Below are 15,298 nucleotides of genomic sequence, written 5' to 3'. Positions count from 1 at the left end.
GAGCCGCGGTTTGAAACGCTTCAATTGGCGAGGGTAGAACGCGGAGGGCATCGAGCGCAACCGTGGGGATCACGATTCGGTAACGCGAGGGGCGTCTCCGGGCCGTGGCGGGATCAGACCTGGCGGCCGATCGTGCTCTCGCGGGGGACCAGGTGCGGCTGGAGCAGGATCGTCCGGTGGACGTGGACGTCCGGGTCCTCCTCGATCTCGGCGAGGAGGAGACGCAGGCCCTCGGTGCCCATCGTCGTGCCCTCCATCGACACCGAGGTGAGCGGGATCGCGCCGCCCCACGCGCTCGAGTTGTGGTCGAGGCCGGACACGGCGATGTCCTGCGGGACCTGGATGCCCTTGGCCACGAACTCGTTGATGACGGCCATCGCGAGGAGGTCGGTGACGGCGAGGACCGCGTCCGGCCGCCGCTTCTTCGGCAGCGCCACGAGCTTCCGGCCGATCGCGAAGCCGCTCTCCGGCCAGATCGTCTTCGAGCGGTACTCGTCGAGCTGAACGGCGCCCTTGCTCTCCTCGATCGCCCGGTGCACGCCCTGCCGTCGCAGCGCGACCGGCTGGAGCTCCTCGCGGCCGAAGAGGAACGCGATCCGCGTCCGGCCGAGGTCGATCAGATGACGTGCGGCGAGATATCCCGCCATCTCGTTGTCGACGAGCACGCGGCACGCGTCGTAGTTCGGCATGTCGTAGTTCAGCAGGACGACCGCCGACCCCTGCCGGCGGAACTGGTCGAGCGCCTCGCGCCGGTCGTCGAGGGGGGCGGCGAGGACGCCCGCGACCCGCGAGGCGTTCAGCTCCCGGAGGTGGGCGTCGAAGAGCGCGTGGTCGTCGTCGCTGGCGGCGAGCTGCAGGTAGTAGCCGTGGGCGTGCGCCTCGCGCTGGGCCCCCATGGCCATGTCGACGTACAGCGAGTTGCTGATGTCGATCACGACCATGCCGACGGTGCGGGTCGCGCCGCGCGCGAGCGAGCTCGCCATCCCGTTCGGCGTGAAGCCGAGTGCGTCGATCGCGGCCATCACGCGCGCGTGCGTGGCAGGCGCGACGCGGTCGGGGTGATTGAGCACGTTCGAGACCGTGCCGATCGACACTCCCGCCTGATCGGCGACATCGTCGAGCCTCACTCGTCCGCGCGCGTCCGCAGACCTGTCCTTCTTGGCGGCCATCCACGAAGCGTACCGAACCGCCGCGGCCCGACCACCGCCGACTTGACGCTAGCCTGAGGCGACCGTAGCGTCCATGTTTGAAACGCTTCAATTGCCTCATGCGAAAGCATGTCGCCAAAAGCATGGAAAGAGCAGTCATGGTCGACCTCGCCCCCGTATCGTCGCGTCTCGCCGAGCAGCGGATCGAGCTCCCGTCCTGGGCGTTCGGCAACTCCGGCACGCGCTTCAAGGTCTTCGCGCAGCCGGGCGTGCCGCGCGATCCGTTCGAGAAGATCGCCGACGCCGCGCAGGTGCACGCGCTCACCGGCCTCGCGCCGACCGTGGCGCTGCATATCCCGTGGGACCGCGTCGACAGCTACGAGGACCTCGCGAAGCACGCCGAGGACCACGGCGTCGCGCTCGGCACGATCAACTCGAACACGTTCCAGGACGACGACTACAAGCTCGGCTCGGTCACCCACTCCGACGACCGGATCCGGCAGAAGGCGATCGACCACCACTTCGCCTGCATCGACGTCATGGACCGCACGGGATCGCGCGACCTGAAGATCTGGCTCGCCGACGGCACCAACTACCCCGGTCAGGACGACATCCGGGCCCGTCAGGACCGCCTCGCCGACTCGCTGGCGAAGATCTACGAGCGGATCGGCGAGAACCAGCGCCTCGTGCTGGAGTACAAGTTCTTCGAGCCGGCGTTCTACCACATGGACGTGCCGGACTGGGGGACGAGCTTCGCGCAGGTGAGCGCCCTCGGCGACCGGGCGGTCGTCTGCCTCGACACCGGCCACCACGCGCCCGGCACCAACATCGAGTTCATCGTGATGCAGCTGCTGCGGCTCGGCCGGCTCGGCTCGTTCGACTTCAACTCGCGCTTCTACGCCGACGACGACCTCATCGTCGGCGCGGCCGACCCGTTCCAGCTGTTCCGCATCCTGTTCGAGGTCATCCGCGGCGGCGGGTACGGGGACGACGGCGACACGGCGTTCATGCTCGACCAGTGCCACAACGTCGAGGACAAGATCCCCGGCCAGATCCGCAGCGTCCTGAACGTGCAGGAGATGACCGCGCGGGCGCTCCTCGTCGATCGCGACGCGCTCGCGGCCGCGCAGCGGGCCGGCGACGTGCTCGCCGCCCACGGCATCCTCATGGACGCCTTCTACACCGACGTGCGGCCCGCGCTCGCCGAGTGGCGCGCCGCGCGCGGACTCCCCGCCGACCCGATGCGCGCCTACGCGGACTCCGGTTACGCCGAGACCATCATCGAGGGCCGGACCGGCGGCGCTCAGGCCGGCTGGGGCGCCTGAACGCGCCGCCCGCAGACCGATCCGACCGATCCGAACCTTCGATCCGAACGAGGAAACGATGACCAACCCGACCGTCACGGAACTGATCGAGCGCAGCAATCGCCTGGGCGCCGACCCGAGGATCACCAACTACGCCGGCGGCAACACGTCCGCGAAGGGCACCGAGACCGACCCCGTCACCGGCGCCGACGTCGAGCTGCTGTGGGTGAAGGGCTCCGGCGGCGACCTCGGCACGCTCACGGAGTCCGGGCTCGCGGTGCTCCGCCTCGACCGCGTCCGCGCGCTGCCGGGCGTCTACCGCGGCGTCGAGCACGAGGACGCCATGGTCGCGGCCTTCGACTACTGCCTGCACGGCAAGGGCGGCGCAGCGCCCTCGATCGACACCGCGATGCACGCGCTCGTCGACGCACCCCATGTCGACCACCTCCACCCGGACGCCGGCATCGCCTTCGCGACCGCCGCGGACGGCGAGGCGCTGACCGCGGCGGCCTTCGGCGGGAAGGTCGTGTGGGTACCGTGGCGCCGGCCGGGCTTCCAGCTCGGCCTCGACATCGCGGCGATCCAGGCCGCGCACCCCGAGGCGATCGGCTGCATCCTCGGCGGGCACGGCATCACCGCCTGGGGCGCCACCTCGGCGGAGGCGGAGGCGAACTCCCGCTGGATCATCGACACGGCGCAGGCGTTCATCGACGCCGTCGGCGACAGCGCGCCGTTCGGCACCGCGACGCCGGGCTTCGCGGCCCTCCCGGAGGCCGAGCGCCACGCGAAGGCCGCCGCGCTCGCGGCAACCATCCGCGGGATCGCGTCGCGCGACCGGCCGATGGTCGGCCACTACACCGACGACCCGCGCGTCCACGAGTTCCTCGCGGGCGAGAAGCTCGGCGAGCTCGCGGCGCTCGGCACCTCGTGCCCCGACCACTTCCTGCGCACCAAGGTGAAGCCGCTCGTCCTGGACCTGCCGGCCGACGCCTCGGTGGAGGACTCGATCGCCCGCCTGCAGGAGTTGCACGCGGCCTACCGCGCGGACTACACCGCGTACTACGAGCGCGGCCGGTCCGCCGCCGAGGCCGCCGGCTGGGGCGACGAGGTCCCGGCGATCCGCGGCGCCGATCCGGCGATCGTGCTCGTGCCGGGCGTCGGCATGTTCAGCTACGGCGCCGACAAGCAGACCGCCCGCGTCGCCGGCGAGTTCTACGTCAACGCGATCACGGTGATGCGCGGCGCCGAGACGATCTCGGCCTACCGGCCGATCGCGGAGAACGAGAAGTTCCGCATCGAGTACTGGCCGCTCGAGGAGGCGAAGCTCGCGCGCCGCCCCCGGCCGAAGAGCCACCAGGGCCGCGTCGCCTTCGTCACCGGCGCCGCGAGCGGCATCGGCAAGGCGATCGCCGTCCGGCTCGCGCAGGAGGGCGCGTGCGTCGTGGTCGCGGACCTCGACCTCGCCAAGGCGCAGGCCGTCGCCGCCGAGCTCGGCTCGACGGACGTCGCGATCGGCGTGGCGGCGAACGTCGCCGACGCCGCCGGCGTGCAGGCGGCGATCGACGCGACCCTCCTCGCCTTCGGCGGCATCGACCTCGTCGTCAACAACGCAGGGCTCTCCCTGTCCAAGCCGCTGCTCGACACGACCGAGGCGGACTGGGACCTACAGCACGACGTCATGGCGAAGGGCTCGTTCCTCGTGTCGAAGGCGGCGGCGCGGCCGCTCGTCGAGCAGGGGATGGGCGGCGACATCGTCTACATCTCGTCGAAGAACTCGATCTTCGCCGGCCCGAACAACATCGCGTACTCGGCGACGAAGGCCGATCAGGCCCATCAGGTGCGGCTGCTGGCCGTCGAGCTCGGCGAGCACGGCGTGCGCGTCAACGGCATCAATCCCGACGGCGTCGTCCGCGGCTCCGGCATCTTCGCCTCCGGCTGGGGCGCGAACCGCGCCGCGACGTACGGCATCGAGGAGAGCGACCTCGGCCAGTTCTACGCGAACCGCACCATTCTCAAGCGCGAGGTCGTGCCGGAGAACGTCGCCGACGCCGTCTTCGTCCTGACCGGGCCGGAGCTCTCCCGGACCACCGGCCTGCACATCCCGGTCGACTCGGGTGTGGCGGCCGCCTTCCTGCGATGACTCCGCGGACGGTCGCCGCGGTCGACCTGGGCGCCACGAGCGGCCGGGTCATCCTCGGCCGGGTCGACGGGGGCGAGCTGCGGCTGCGGCACGTCGCGCGGTTCCCGAACGACCCGGTGCGCATCGGCGACGGCCTGCACTGGAATCTGCTCGAGCTCTACCGGCAGGTGCTGCTCGGGCTCGCCGCGGCGGAGCGGGATGCTCCGGGCGAGATCGCGAGCGTCGGCATCGACTCCTGGGCGGTCGATTACGGGCTCCTGCGCGGTGAGCGCCTCCTCGGGGTGCCGTACCACTACCGTGACGGGCGGACCGCGGCGGGGGTCGCGGCCGTGCACGCGCGCGTCGACCCGGTCGCGCTGTACGGCCGCAACGGGCTCCAGCATCTGCCCTTCACCACGCTGTTCCAGCTCGCGACCGAGGGTGAGCTGCTGGGGCTCGCCGACCGGATGCTGCTGATCCCCGACCTGCTCGTGCACTGGCTCACCGGCGCGGTCGTGGCGGAGCGGAGCAACGCCTCCACCACCGGGCTGCTCGACGCGCGCACCGGCGAGTGGGACCACGAGCTCGCCGCCACGCTCGGCATCCCGTCCCGGATCCTGCCGCGGCTCGTCGACGCCGGCACGCCGCTGGGCCTGCTCGGCGCGGATGCCGCGGCGGTCGTGGGCCGCGCCCTGCCGGTCGTCGCCGTCGGCTCGCACGACACCGCCAGCGCCGTGGTCGCGATCCCCAGCATGGGCCGCGACTTCGCGTACGTCTCGTGCGGCACGTGGGGACTCGTCGGCCTCGAGCTCGACGCGCCCGTGCTGTCCGACGCCGCGCGCGCCGCGAACTTCACGAACGAGGGCGGCGTCGACGGACGGGTCCGGTTCCTGCACAACGTCATGGGCCTGTGGCTGCTCAGCGAGTCGCTCCGGCACTGGTACCCCGCCGACACCGACGCGCAGCGATCCGGCACGCTGCAGGAGCTGCTGTTCGACGCGGCCCGCGTCGACGAGCGCGTCGCGATCTTCGACGTGAACGACCCGGTGTTCTCCCCGCCCGGCGACGTGCCGGGCCGCATCGCCGCCTGGTGCGCCGAGCACGGCGAGCCCGTCCCGGCGAGCCGGCCGGCGTTCGTGCGCAGCATCGTCGAGAGCCTCGCCGCCGCGTTCGCCGACGCGGTCGCGGATGCCGCGTCGCTCGCCGACCGCGACGTCCGCGTCATCCACATCGTCGGTGGCGGATCGCAGAACGCGCTGCTGTGCCAGGCGCTCGCCGACCGCTCCGGCCTCGTCGTCCTCGCCGGCCCCGTGGAGGCGACGGCGATCGGCAACCTCCTCGTCCAGGCCCGCGCGCTCGGGCAGATCAGCGGCGACCTCGGCGTGCTGCGCGCGATCGTGGCCGCCGCCACCGACATCACTCGCTACGACCCCCGCGGAGTCTGACCATGGTGCGACGCCAGTTCCCCAAGCCCGCCGAGATCCTCGACCTCGTGCGGTTCAAGAAGCCGCAGCTCGACGGTAGGCGACGGCGTCTCGACTCCGCGCTCACGATCGAGGACCTCCGGCGCATCGCCCAGCGCCGCACGCCGACGTCCGCGTTCGACTACACGGACGGCGCGGCCGAGAGCGAGCTCTCGCTGACGCGCGCCCGCCAGGCATTCCGGGACGTCGAGTTCCACCCGTCGATCCTCCACGACGTCTCCACGGTCGACACCGCGACGACCGTCTTCGGCGGGCCGTCCGCCATGCCGTTCGGCATCGCCCCCACGGGCTTCACCCGGCTCATGCAGACCGAAGGCGAGACCGCGGGCGCCTCGGCCGCGGGTGCGGCCGGCATCCCGTTCACGCTCTCCACGCTCGGCACGACGTCGATCGAGGACGTGAAGGCGGCGAACCCGCACGGCCGGAACTGGTTCCAGCTGTACGTCATGCGGGAGCGCGAGATCTCCTACGGCCTCACCGAGCGCGCCGCTGCGGCCGGCTTCGACACGCTCATGTTCACGGTCGACACCCCGGTCGCCGGGGCGCGGCTGCGCGACAAGCGCAACGGCTTCTCGATCCCGCCGCAGCTGACCCTCGGCACGATCGTCGACGCGCTGCCCCGGCCCTGGTGGTGGTGGGACTTCCTGACCACGCCGAAGCTGGAGTTCGCGTCGCTGTCCTCGACCGGCGGCACGGTGGGGGAGCTGTTGGATGCTGCGATGGACCCGTCGATCTCGTTCGACGACCTCGACGTGATCCGGGGTCTGTGGCCGGGGAAGCTCGTCGTCAAGGGCGTGCAGAGCGTCGAGGATGCCAAGCGGCTCGCCGACCTCGGCGTCGACGGCATCGTCCTGTCCAACCACGGCGGCCGCCAGCTCGACCGCGCCCCGGTGCCGTTCCTCCTGCTGCCCGAGGTCGTACGCGAGGTCGGCACGGATCTCGAGGTGGCGATCGACACCGGCATCATGAACGGCGCCGACATCGTGGCCGCGATCGCGATGGGCGCGAGGTTCACGCTCGTCGGCCGCGCCTACCTCTACGGCCTCATGGCCGGGGGCCGCGCCGGCGTCGACCGCGCGATCGAGATCCTGTCCGAGCAGGTCGTGCGCACCATGAAGCTCCTGCAGGTCGCCAGCGTCGAGGAGCTCACCCCGCGCCACGTGACCCAGCTCGTCCGGCTGGTGCCCCGCCGCCTCTGAACTCAGCGCTCGGGGTCGGCCGGAAGGTGGAGGGCGGCGTCGCAGATGTCGAGGATGCGGTCCTCGAGGTCGCCGCGGGTGACCAGGCGGTCCGTCCGGACCAGGTTGCTGATGATCGAGGAGATCGTCTCGCCCGTGATCTTCACGGCGGCGGGCTCCAGATCGGGGCGGACGGCCGCGATGAGGCGCACCCACACGTCGGCGTACTGCCGCTGTGCGACCGCGACCGCGCGCCGCTCCTTCTCCGGGAGCTCCGCGAGCTCGCTGATGAGGACCTCGACGACGTGCCGCTCCGTGAGGGAGAACTCCACCTGCGAGCGCAGCAGCCGGTCGAGCGCCTGCTCCGGGGTTGTCCCGGACGCCATCGCGCGCGCCATGTTCGCCTGGAGCTGCTCGATCGCCCGGGCGATCGCGGCGGCCAGCAGGTCCTGCTTGCTCTCGAAGTGCTTGTAGATCGTGGATCCGGTGATGCCGGTCGCGGCGCCGATCTCCGCCATGCTGACCGAGTTGAAGCCGTGCCGGCTGAACAGCCTGGTCGCCTCCGCGAGCAGTTGCTCGCGCCGCGGCATCCCGACGATCGGGGTCGTCGGCGTCGCCACGGGCTCGGTGTGCACCTGCGTGCCGCCGGGCATCGGGCACTGCACGATCACGCGGGTGAAACGTAGGTACAGCTGCAGGAAGTCGCGCTGCGCGACCGCGATGCGGTGCATGTCGAAGCTCGCGAAGACCGCGAGCAGCGCCCACGCGAGCAGCTCGGCGTCATCCGCCGCGAGCTCCGGGCGCTCCTCGTGGAGCAGGACGGCGAGCCGCTCGGCGATGCCGGTGAGCTTCCGGCGCAGGAGCGCGCCGCGCTCCTCGCTGAGGTGCCGGGCCTCCCGCATCCACAGGGACGCCAGGGCCCGGTGCTCCAGGGCGAGCCGGCCGGAGGCGCGAAGGTACTCGTCGAGGTCGGTCGCGTCCTCGGCGAGCTGCACGAATCGGCCGAGGCCCGCCGAGACGACCTGGAAGAGCAGCTCGTCCTTGCTGGAGAAGTGCCGGTACACCGCGCCGGGCGTGATGCCGACCTCGGAGGCGATGTCTGCGATGGACACGTCGTGGTATCCGCGGCTGCGGAACAGGGTGGATGCGGCGCGCGAGATCTGGTCCTTGCGGTCCTTCGGGCGCTTGCGCGCGGTCGCGGGCGCCGGAGCAGTCATCGCGCGACCCCGCGGCGGTCGTGCCGCACGTCGTATCCGTGAATGAGCTTCTCCTGACCCCTGGGCGGAACTCCGCCACCGGGACAATAGCCCACCAGCCCGCTCGGTGGGCTCCGCGGTGAGCTCAGTGGACCGCGTAGTCCAACGCGACGATGAGGAACCCGAGGAGCCCGGTGCCTATGGCGCCCACCCAGCGCAGCGCCCGGCTCGCTCCTCGCTCCGCGTAGGCCGAGTACCCGAGGACGGCGAGCACGACCATCGAGACGATGAGCGCGACCGACACCGTGGTTTCGGCATCCCCGTTCTCCAGCGTGCCGAGGAGCAGCACCGCGGTCGAAGGGACGGAGGAGTAGAGCATCCCGGCCGAGTGCCGGACAGCGCGGCCGATCGCGGCGCCGAGCGAGAGCCGGCCGTGGTCGGCGAGCGTGTGAGCGAACACGTGCGCGACGAAGAAGATCACGAGCGTCAGCACCGACTTGACGAGCACGCCGGGGAGGGTCTCCTCGTGGTCGGAGACCACCGCGATCGCGACTGAGTACACGATCAGGCCGTAGACCGCCGCGGGGCTGCCGAAGCGCTCGCGGAGCCAGTGGTGCAGCCGGCGTCGGCGCTCCGGCTCGGGGCCGTCCGTCGCGTGATCGTCGGTCATGCGTCGAATCCCATGCTCAGCTTTCGGAGGAGCCCGGCGAGGCGGTCGCGGTCGGAGCGGGACAGGCGTGCGAGCAGATGCGCCTCCGCGTCGACCAGGCGCGTGATGGCGGCGTCGACGCGGATGCGCCCGTCGTCGGTGAGCGTCACGAGGATGCTGCGCCGGTCGGCCGGATCGTCCTCGCGCCGCACGAGCCGGCGCCCGACGAGCCGGTCGATCCGGTTCGTCATCGTGCCGCTCGACACGAGCGTCTGCTGCAGGAGCTGCTTCGGGCTGAGCTGATACGGCTCGCCGGCGCGGCGGAGCGCGGACAGCACGTCCCATTCCCACGGCTCGAGGTCGCTGCGGCGGAACGCCTCGCGACGGGCGCGGTCGAGGTGCCGTGCGAGCCGCCCGACCCGGGACAGCACCTCGAGCGGGGAGAAGTCGAGGTCGGGGCGCTGGCCGGTCCACGCGCGGACGATCCGGTCGACCTCGTCCGACTCCTGGGTCATGGTCCCATTATCGCGAAGCGGGGCTGGCAGACTGGACGGCGACGCCGCTCCCGGCCGGTCCGGAGGCGCCGATCCGCCGTGGTGTAATGGCAGCACGACAGCCTTTGGAGCTGTGAGGTCTAGGTTCGAATCCTGGCGGCGGAGCATGTCACAAACACAGACACTCGATGGACAGCTGGCGGTCGTGATCCTCGCGGCGGGCCAGGGCACACGGATGAAGTCCTCCCTCCCGAAGGTCCTCCACGGCATCGGTGGACGGCCGCTCGTCGGGCACGTGCTCGACACCGCGCGGGCACTCTCCCCGCACCGCATCCTCGTCGTGGTGCGCCACGAGCGCGACCGCGTCGCGGACGCCGTACGGGATGCTGCGCCCGAGGTCACGGTCGTCGACCAGGACGAGATCCCCGGCACCGGGCGCGCGGTCGAGGTCGCCGTGGAGCAGCTCGCCGGGTTCGAGGGCGACGTCCTGGTCCTCAGCGGAGACGTCCCGCTGGTCGAGCCCGCCCTGCTCGCGGAGCTCCTCGCCGTGCACCGCGCGAGCGCCGCGGCGGCGACCCTGCTGAGCGCGGTCGTCGGCGATCCGAACGGCTACGGTCGCGTCATCCGCGACGACCAGGGCCTCCTCGAGCGCATCGTCGAGCAGAAGGACGCCTCCGCCGACGAGGCGGCCGTGCAGGAGATCAACGCCGGGATCTACGTCTTCGCCGCCGCGCCGCTGCGCGAGCGCCTCGCGCGTCTCGACGCCGCCAACGCCCAGGGCGAGCGCTACCTGACCGACGTCGTCGGGCTCCTCCGCCGCGACCGCCTCACCGTCGGCGCGGTCGTCGCGCCCGACGCCGAGGACGTGCTGGGTGTCAACGACCGCGTGCAGCTGTCCGAGGCCGCGCGCCGGCTCAACGCGCGGATCGTCCGCCGCTGGCAGCTCGACGGGGTCACGGTCCTGGACCCCGCCACGACGTGGATCGACGCGACCGCGACGCTCGCGCCCGACGTCACGCTCCTGCCCGGCACCCACATCCTGCGCGCGACGACGGTGGCCTCGGGCGCCACGATCGGCCCCGACGTCACACTCACCGACTGCGAGGTGGGGGAGGATGCCACGGTGACGCACGCCGTCGCGACGCTCGCCGTGTTCGGCCCGCGCTCGAACGTCGGCCCGTACGCGTCCATCCGTCCGGGCACGTACCTCGGTGAGGGCGGCAAGATCGGCACGTTCGTGGAGACGAAGAACGCGACGATCGGCGAGGGCAGCAAGGTCCCGCACCTCTCCTACGTCGGCGACGCCGTTCTCGGCCGGCACGTGAACCTCGGCGCAGGCGCCATCACCGCGAACTACGACGATCTCGCGAAGCATCGCACCGAGATCGGGGACGAGGTCCACACCGGGTCGCACAACGTGTTCGTCGCGCCCGTTAGGATCGGAGACGGCGCGAAGACCGGCGCCGGCGCGATCGTTCGAAAAGACGTCCCCGCCGGAGCGTTGGCCCTGAGCGTTGCGCCACAGCGCAACGTCGAGGGTTGGGTCGAGAAGAACCGACCGGGCACCGGTGCAGCGTCGGTCGCCGCACGAGCCCGGTCTGCACAGGAAGTCCCGGATGGCATCGAAGAGCAAAACGGTTGACATGGATCGCGAGAACGGGGTCGCGCCCGGACTCGTCGTCAAGACCAAGAAGCGGCTCGTCGTAGCGACGGGCCGCTCCCATGAGGAGCTGGCCCTGGAGGTCGCCTCCTCGCTCGGCACGGAGCTCGTGCCGACGGAGTACCGCACGTTCGCGTCGGGGGAGATCCTCACCCGATTCGAGGTGAGCGTGCGCGGGTGCGACGTCTTCCTCGTGCAGTCGTTCGGCCCGCCCGTCAACGAGTGGGTCATGGAGATGCTCATCATGCTGGACGCGCTCAAGCGCGCCTCGGCGAAGCGCATCACCGTCGTCATGCCCTACTTCCCGTACTCCCGGCAGGACAAGAAGGGCCGTGGTCGCGAGCCGATCAGCGCCCGCCTGATCGCCGACCTCATCCACACGGCCGGCGCCGACCGCATCATGAGCGTCGACCTGCACGCGGCACAGATCCAGGGCTTCTTCGACGGCCCGGTCGACCACCTGTTCGCCAAGCCCGTGCTGCTGGAGCACTTCGAGCAGACGCTGTCGCCGGAGGATCGCGAGAAGCTCACGGTCGTCTCGCCGGACACCGGCCGCGTGCGCGTCGCCGACACGTGGTCGGACAGCCTCGACGCGCCGCTCGCGATCATCCACAAGCGCCGCGACCCGAACGTGGCGAATCAGGTGTCGGTGCGCGAGATCGTCGGCGAGGTCCACGGTCGCGTCTGCCTCCTCGTCGACGACATGATCGACACCGGCGGCACGATCCTGAAGGCGGCGCAGGCCCTCAAGGAGAACGGCGCGGAGCGCGTCATCGTGGCCGCGACGCACGCGATCTTCAGCGACCCCGCGACGGAGCGCCTGCAGGACAGCGCGATCGACGAGGTCGTCGTCACCGACTCGATCCCGCTCCCGCCGGAGCGCCGCTTCCCGAGCCTGACCGTGCTCTCGATCGCGCCACTGCTCGCCCGGGCGATCCACGAGGTGTTCGAGGACGGCTCGGTCACGAGCATGTTCAACGGCGCCGCCTGATCCCGACGCCCGGCATAGGGCTCGCACAGGTGGGGTTGGGAGGATGGGACCGTCCGATCCCGTCCCGACCCGAGAGGACCGACGTGAACCGCGTTTCCCCGCACGCTCCTGCTTCCGCGTCCCCGAGCCACCCCGCTCCCGTGTCCCCGTCCCGCCGCGCGAGCCGCGTGCGCGTGGCCGCCGCGCTGACCGGCGTCGCCGGCATCCTCGCCCTGGCCGGATGCTCCGCCGCGGCCGACGCGCAGACCGCCCCGGCTGCCGCTAACCCGCCCGCCGCACCGTCGTCGACCGGCACGTCGGAGACGTCGGGTGCCTCGGGCACGACCTACAAGGACGGCACCTACACGGGCCAGGGCTCGTACGCGACGCCGGAGACGGTCGAGAAGGTCTCCGTCACCGTCACGCTGAAGGGCGACGTCATCACCGCCGTCCAGGTCACCGGCGATCCGCAGGCCGCGGAGACGCGGCGGTATCAGTCGCAGTTCATTGGCGGCATCTCTGCGGTCGTGGTCGGGAAGGACATCGACCAGATCTCGGTCAGCCGTGTCGCGGGCTCCTCGCTCACGAGCGGCGGCTTCACGAAGGCGATCGACGAGATCAAGTCCGAAGCGAAGGCATGAGCGATCCGGCGGTCTGGTCGTTCGAGGCGATCGGCACCCGCTGGGAGATCGAGACCGGCCGGCCGCTGCCCGCGGACGCGCGGGAGGCCGTGACGGCGGCCATCGCCGACTTCGACCGGACCTGGTCGCGGTTCCGCGACGACTCGCTCGTCGCGCGGCTCGCGGCCTCCGGCGGCGCGGAACCGCTGCCCGCCGACGCCGCCGCCATGCTGGACGCGTACGTCGAGCTGAGTCGGGCGACGGCCGGCGCCGTGAATCCCCTGGTCGGGGACGCGCTGGCCCGCCGCGGGTACGACGCCGGCCTCTCGCTCCGCGACCGCGGTGCGGAGCCCGCGCCGCCGGATTGGCCGGACCTCCTGTCGTGGAGCGGCGGGGTGCTCGCCCTCGCCCGGTCCGCGACGATCGACGTCGGGGCGCTCGGGAAGGGCCGGCTCGTGGACCTCGTGGCGGACGCCCTGGAGCCGTGGGCGCCGGGGGACCTCGTCGTGGACGCGAGCGGCGACCTCCGCGTGCGCGGCGCCGCCGTCCGCGTGGGGCTGGAACATCCGTACGACGCGCGTCGCGCGATCGGGGTCGTGGAGCTCCGGGATGCCGCGCTCTGCGCGTCCGCGACCAACCGGCGCGCCTGGGGCGACGGGCTCCACCACGTGCTCGACGCGCGGACGGGCGAGCCGGTCCGCGCGATCGCGGCGACCTGGGCGATCGCGCCGGACGCGATGCGCGCCGACGCGATCACGACCGCGCTCTTCTTCGACGGCGGGCCCGCGCTTGCGGCGGCGTGGGGTGTGGAGTGGGTGCGGATGACGACCGACGGCCGCGTGGAGTGGTCGCCGGCGTGCCCGGCGGAGTTGTTCGTGGCCGGGGATGCAGGGACGACGAAGGGAAGTCAGGCATGAGGGGATCCCTCTCCGCGACGTGGAACCGCGCGTTCGCGCTGCTCGGCAGGGTGTCGATGTACCGGCTCGTGTTCCTCGCGCTCGCCGCGATCGCGCTGGTCGCGCTGGTGCTGTCGTTCTTCCAGCTCGTCGTGCCCGACCCCGGCGAGCTCCTCGCGACGCTCGCGCTGCTCGCCGTCGTGATCGCGGCGGTGGATGCCGCGGCCCAGCGCATCGCGCGCCTGCCGTGGCGCATCGAGTCCTCGCTCATCACGGCGTTCATCCTGCTGTTCGTCCTGCGGCCGACGCTCGAGCCGCTCGGTCTGCTGGGCGTCGCGCTGGCCGGCGCCGCCGCGGCGGTCTCGAAGTACGTCCTCGTGTGGCGCGGCCGTCACATCCTCAACCCGGCCGCGTTCGGCGCGGCCCTGCTGACCGTCGTCAGCATCGGGGCGCCCGACCTCGGCGCCTCCTCGTGGTGGGTCGGCACGCCGGCCCTCGCCGCGCCCGTCCTCATCGCCGGCCTGGTCGTGCTGATGCGCACCGAGAAGGTGCGTGTCGTGCTGCTGTTCTGGGTCGTCGCGACCGTGGTCGCGCTGATCCGCACGTTCGTGCAGTACCAGTCGCTCGGGATCGACATCGACCCGGGCATGATCGTCTCGCAGGTGCTCTGGGCGTCGCCGTTCTTGTTCCTCGGCGCGTTCATGCTTTCAGAGCCGCTGACCCTCCCGCCGCGGCGCTGGCAGCAGTACGTGGTGGCACTGGTGGTCGGCATCCTGGCGGGCTGGCCGATCCCGCTCGGGGAGATCACGCTGGGGCAGGAGCGCGCGCTCCTGATCGGCAACCTCGTCGCGTTCGCCCTGGCCGTGCGGGTGGCGGTGCGCCTCACGCTGGAGGCCCGCCGGCCCCTCGGGCCGACGGCGGTCGAGGCGACGTTCCGGGCGAGCCGCCGATTCCGGTTCCAGCCCGGCCAGTACCTCCAGCTCGACGTCCCACACCACCGCCCGGACGCCCGCGGCACCCGCCGCGAGTTCAGCCTCGTGTCGGCGCCGGAGGACCTGCCCACCGTCCGCATCGCGTTCCGCGACGGCGGCGGCGGACCGCAGTCGACGTACAAGCGCGCGCTCGCCGCGACCGCGCCCGGCGACGCGCTCCCGGTGACGGGCGTGTGGGGCGACTTCGTGCTGCCGCGGCGGGCGGATGCCCCGCTGCTCCTCGTCGCGGCCGGCATCGGCATCACCCCGTTCGTCTCCCAGCTGCGCCACCTCCGCCGCTCGGGGGAACGGCGGGACATCGTGGTCGTGGCGGTCGCGCCCGCCCTCGACGAGCTGCCGTACCGCGACGAACTGGAGGCCGCGGGCGTCCCCGTGGTCGTGGCGACGCGCGCGCAGCCCGCGACCCTGCCCGCGGGCTGGACGTGGGCCGGCCCCGGCCGACTCGACGCCGCCGGACTCGAGCGCGCCGTCCCAGACCTGTCTGCCCGCCGCGCCTTCGTCTCGGGTCCGCCCGCCCTGATCGCCGACCTGGCCCCGGCCCTGTCCCGCGCCCGCTCCCTGACGACCGACGCCTTCAGCGGCTACTGA

13 protein-coding genes and 1 tRNA gene are annotated in these 15,298 nt (G+C 72.1%); 10 read left to right on the top strand and 4 right to left on the bottom strand.

Annotated elements, in window-relative coordinates; genetic code table 11:
• Positions 1 to 113: 113 nt before the first annotated feature.
• Positions 114 to 1,169, bottom strand: coding sequence for a LacI family DNA-binding transcriptional regulator (locus ABCS02_RS20310; RefSeq protein WP_345837505.1), 1,056 nt, complete (start codon positions 1,167 to 1,169; stop codon positions 114 to 116).
• Positions 1,170 to 1,306: 137 nt separating this feature from the next.
• Between ABCS02_RS20310 and rhaI the strand changes: the two genes are divergently transcribed.
• From rhaI to ABCS02_RS20290, 4 genes are read left to right on the top strand one after another with little or no spacing between them, the layout of a single operon-like run.
• Positions 1,307 to 2,473, top strand: a complete 1,167-nt coding sequence (rhaI, locus tag ABCS02_RS20305) for an L-rhamnose isomerase (RefSeq protein WP_345837999.1) — start codon at positions 1,307 to 1,309, stop codon at positions 2,471 to 2,473.
• 58 nt (positions 2,474 to 2,531) lie between these two features.
• On the top strand, positions 2,532 to 4,592 hold the full coding sequence (locus ABCS02_RS20300) for a bifunctional aldolase/short-chain dehydrogenase (protein WP_345837504.1): 2,061 nt from the start codon (positions 2,532 to 2,534) through the stop codon (positions 4,590 to 4,592).
• Positions 4,589 to 6,016: a rhamnulokinase family protein gene (locus tag ABCS02_RS20295; protein WP_345837503.1), complete on the top strand. Its 1,428-nt coding sequence runs from the start codon at positions 4,589 to 4,591 to the stop codon at positions 6,014 to 6,016. The genes ABCS02_RS20300 and ABCS02_RS20295 overlap by 4 nt, the downstream gene beginning before the upstream one ends.
• Before the next feature lie 2 nt (positions 6,017 to 6,018).
• A complete protein-coding gene (locus ABCS02_RS20290) occupies positions 6,019 to 7,254 on the top strand; it encodes an alpha-hydroxy acid oxidase (protein WP_345837502.1) in 1,236 nt (411 codons plus the stop codon).
• Between the two features lie 2 nt (positions 7,255 to 7,256).
• On the opposite strand, the gene ABCS02_RS20285 is transcribed toward ABCS02_RS20290, so the two are convergent.
• The 3 genes from ABCS02_RS20285 to ABCS02_RS20275 all read right to left on the bottom strand — a co-directional run bounded on the left by ABCS02_RS20285 (position 7,257) and on the right by ABCS02_RS20275 (position 9,593).
• On the bottom strand, positions 7,257 to 8,450 hold the full coding sequence (locus ABCS02_RS20285) for a TetR family transcriptional regulator (protein WP_345837501.1): 1,194 nt from the start codon (positions 8,448 to 8,450) through the stop codon (positions 7,257 to 7,259).
• A gap of 124 nt (positions 8,451 to 8,574) precedes the next feature.
• Positions 8,575 to 9,099 (bottom strand): hypothetical protein, encoded by a 525-nt coding sequence (locus ABCS02_RS20280; protein ID WP_345837500.1) that lies wholly within the window; start codon positions 9,097 to 9,099, stop codon positions 8,575 to 8,577.
• Positions 9,096 to 9,593 (bottom strand): MarR family transcriptional regulator, encoded by a 498-nt coding sequence (locus ABCS02_RS20275; protein ID WP_345837499.1) that lies wholly within the window; start codon positions 9,591 to 9,593, stop codon positions 9,096 to 9,098. Before ABCS02_RS20275 ends, ABCS02_RS20280 begins: the two co-directional genes overlap by 4 nt.
• Before the next feature lie 72 nt (positions 9,594 to 9,665).
• Here ABCS02_RS20275 and ABCS02_RS20270 point away from each other — a divergent pair.
• The 6 genes from ABCS02_RS20270 (at position 9,666) to ABCS02_RS20245 (ending at position 15,298) form a co-directional block, all read left to right on the top strand.
• A tRNA-Gln gene (locus ABCS02_RS20270) sits at positions 9,666 to 9,737 on the top strand.
• A gap of 1 nt (position 9,738) precedes the next feature.
• Positions 9,739 to 11,214 carry a bifunctional UDP-N-acetylglucosamine diphosphorylase/glucosamine-1-phosphate N-acetyltransferase GlmU gene (gene glmU, locus ABCS02_RS20265; protein WP_345837498.1) on the top strand — a complete coding sequence of 492 codons (1,476 nt, stop codon included), beginning with the start codon at positions 9,739 to 9,741 and terminating at the stop codon, positions 11,212 to 11,214.
• A gap of 1 nt (position 11,215) precedes the next feature.
• Complete coding sequence (locus ABCS02_RS20260; RefSeq protein WP_345837497.1) at positions 11,216 to 12,223, top strand: ribose-phosphate diphosphokinase; 1,008 nt, start codon at positions 11,216 to 11,218, stop codon at positions 12,221 to 12,223.
• Positions 12,224 to 12,363: 140 nt separating this feature from the next.
• Positions 12,364 to 12,843: a hypothetical protein gene (locus tag ABCS02_RS20255; RefSeq protein WP_345837496.1), complete on the top strand. Its 480-nt coding sequence runs from the start codon at positions 12,364 to 12,366 to the stop codon at positions 12,841 to 12,843.
• Positions 12,840 to 13,739, top strand: a complete 900-nt coding sequence (locus tag ABCS02_RS20250) for an FAD:protein FMN transferase (protein ID WP_345837495.1) — start codon at positions 12,840 to 12,842, stop codon at positions 13,737 to 13,739. Before ABCS02_RS20255 ends, ABCS02_RS20250 begins: the two co-directional genes overlap by 4 nt.
• Complete coding sequence (locus tag ABCS02_RS20245; protein WP_345837494.1) at positions 13,736 to 15,298, top strand: flavodoxin reductase; 1,563 nt, start codon at positions 13,736 to 13,738, stop codon at positions 15,296 to 15,298. Before ABCS02_RS20250 ends, ABCS02_RS20245 begins: the two co-directional genes overlap by 4 nt.

Source organism: Microbacterium sp. X-17, from assembly GCF_039615055.1.
The sequence above is the reverse complement of the archived record's forward strand: the minus strand, read 5'-3'. Positions and strand labels throughout refer to the sequence as shown.

Bases quoted from the DNA above. Each gene is read 5' to 3' on its own strand.
- ABCS02_RS20260 (WP_345837497.1), top strand. From the start codon at position 11,216: ATGGATCGCGAGAACGGGGTCGCGCCCGGACTCGTCGTCAAGACCAAG.
- ABCS02_RS20300 (WP_345837504.1), top strand. From the start codon at position 2,532: ATGACCAACCCGACCGTCACGGAACTGATCGAGCGCAGCAATCGCCTG.
- ABCS02_RS20310 (WP_345837505.1), bottom strand. From the start codon at position 1,169: ATGGCCGCCAAGAAGGACAGGTCTGCGGACGCGCGCGGACGAGTGAGG.
- ABCS02_RS20280 (WP_345837500.1), bottom strand. From the start codon at position 9,099: ATGACCGACGATCACGCGACGGACGGCCCCGAGCCGGAGCGCCGACGC.
- ABCS02_RS20285 (WP_345837501.1), bottom strand. From the start codon at position 8,450: ATGACTGCTCCGGCGCCCGCGACCGCGCGCAAGCGCCCGAAGGACCGC.
- ABCS02_RS20275 (WP_345837499.1), bottom strand. From the start codon at position 9,593: ATGACCCAGGAGTCGGACGAGGTCGACCGGATCGTCCGCGCGTGGACC.
- rhaI (WP_345837999.1), top strand. From the start codon at position 1,307: ATGGTCGACCTCGCCCCCGTATCGTCGCGTCTCGCCGAGCAGCGGATC.
- ABCS02_RS20245 (WP_345837494.1), top strand. From the start codon at position 13,736: ATGAGGGGATCCCTCTCCGCGACGTGGAACCGCGCGTTCGCGCTGCTC.
- glmU (WP_345837498.1), top strand. From the start codon at position 9,739: ATGTCACAAACACAGACACTCGATGGACAGCTGGCGGTCGTGATCCTC.
- ABCS02_RS20295 (WP_345837503.1), top strand. From the start codon at position 4,589: ATGACTCCGCGGACGGTCGCCGCGGTCGACCTGGGCGCCACGAGCGGC.
- ABCS02_RS20290 (WP_345837502.1), top strand. From the start codon at position 6,019: ATGGTGCGACGCCAGTTCCCCAAGCCCGCCGAGATCCTCGACCTCGTG.
- ABCS02_RS20250 (WP_345837495.1), top strand. From the start codon at position 12,840: ATGAGCGATCCGGCGGTCTGGTCGTTCGAGGCGATCGGCACCCGCTGG.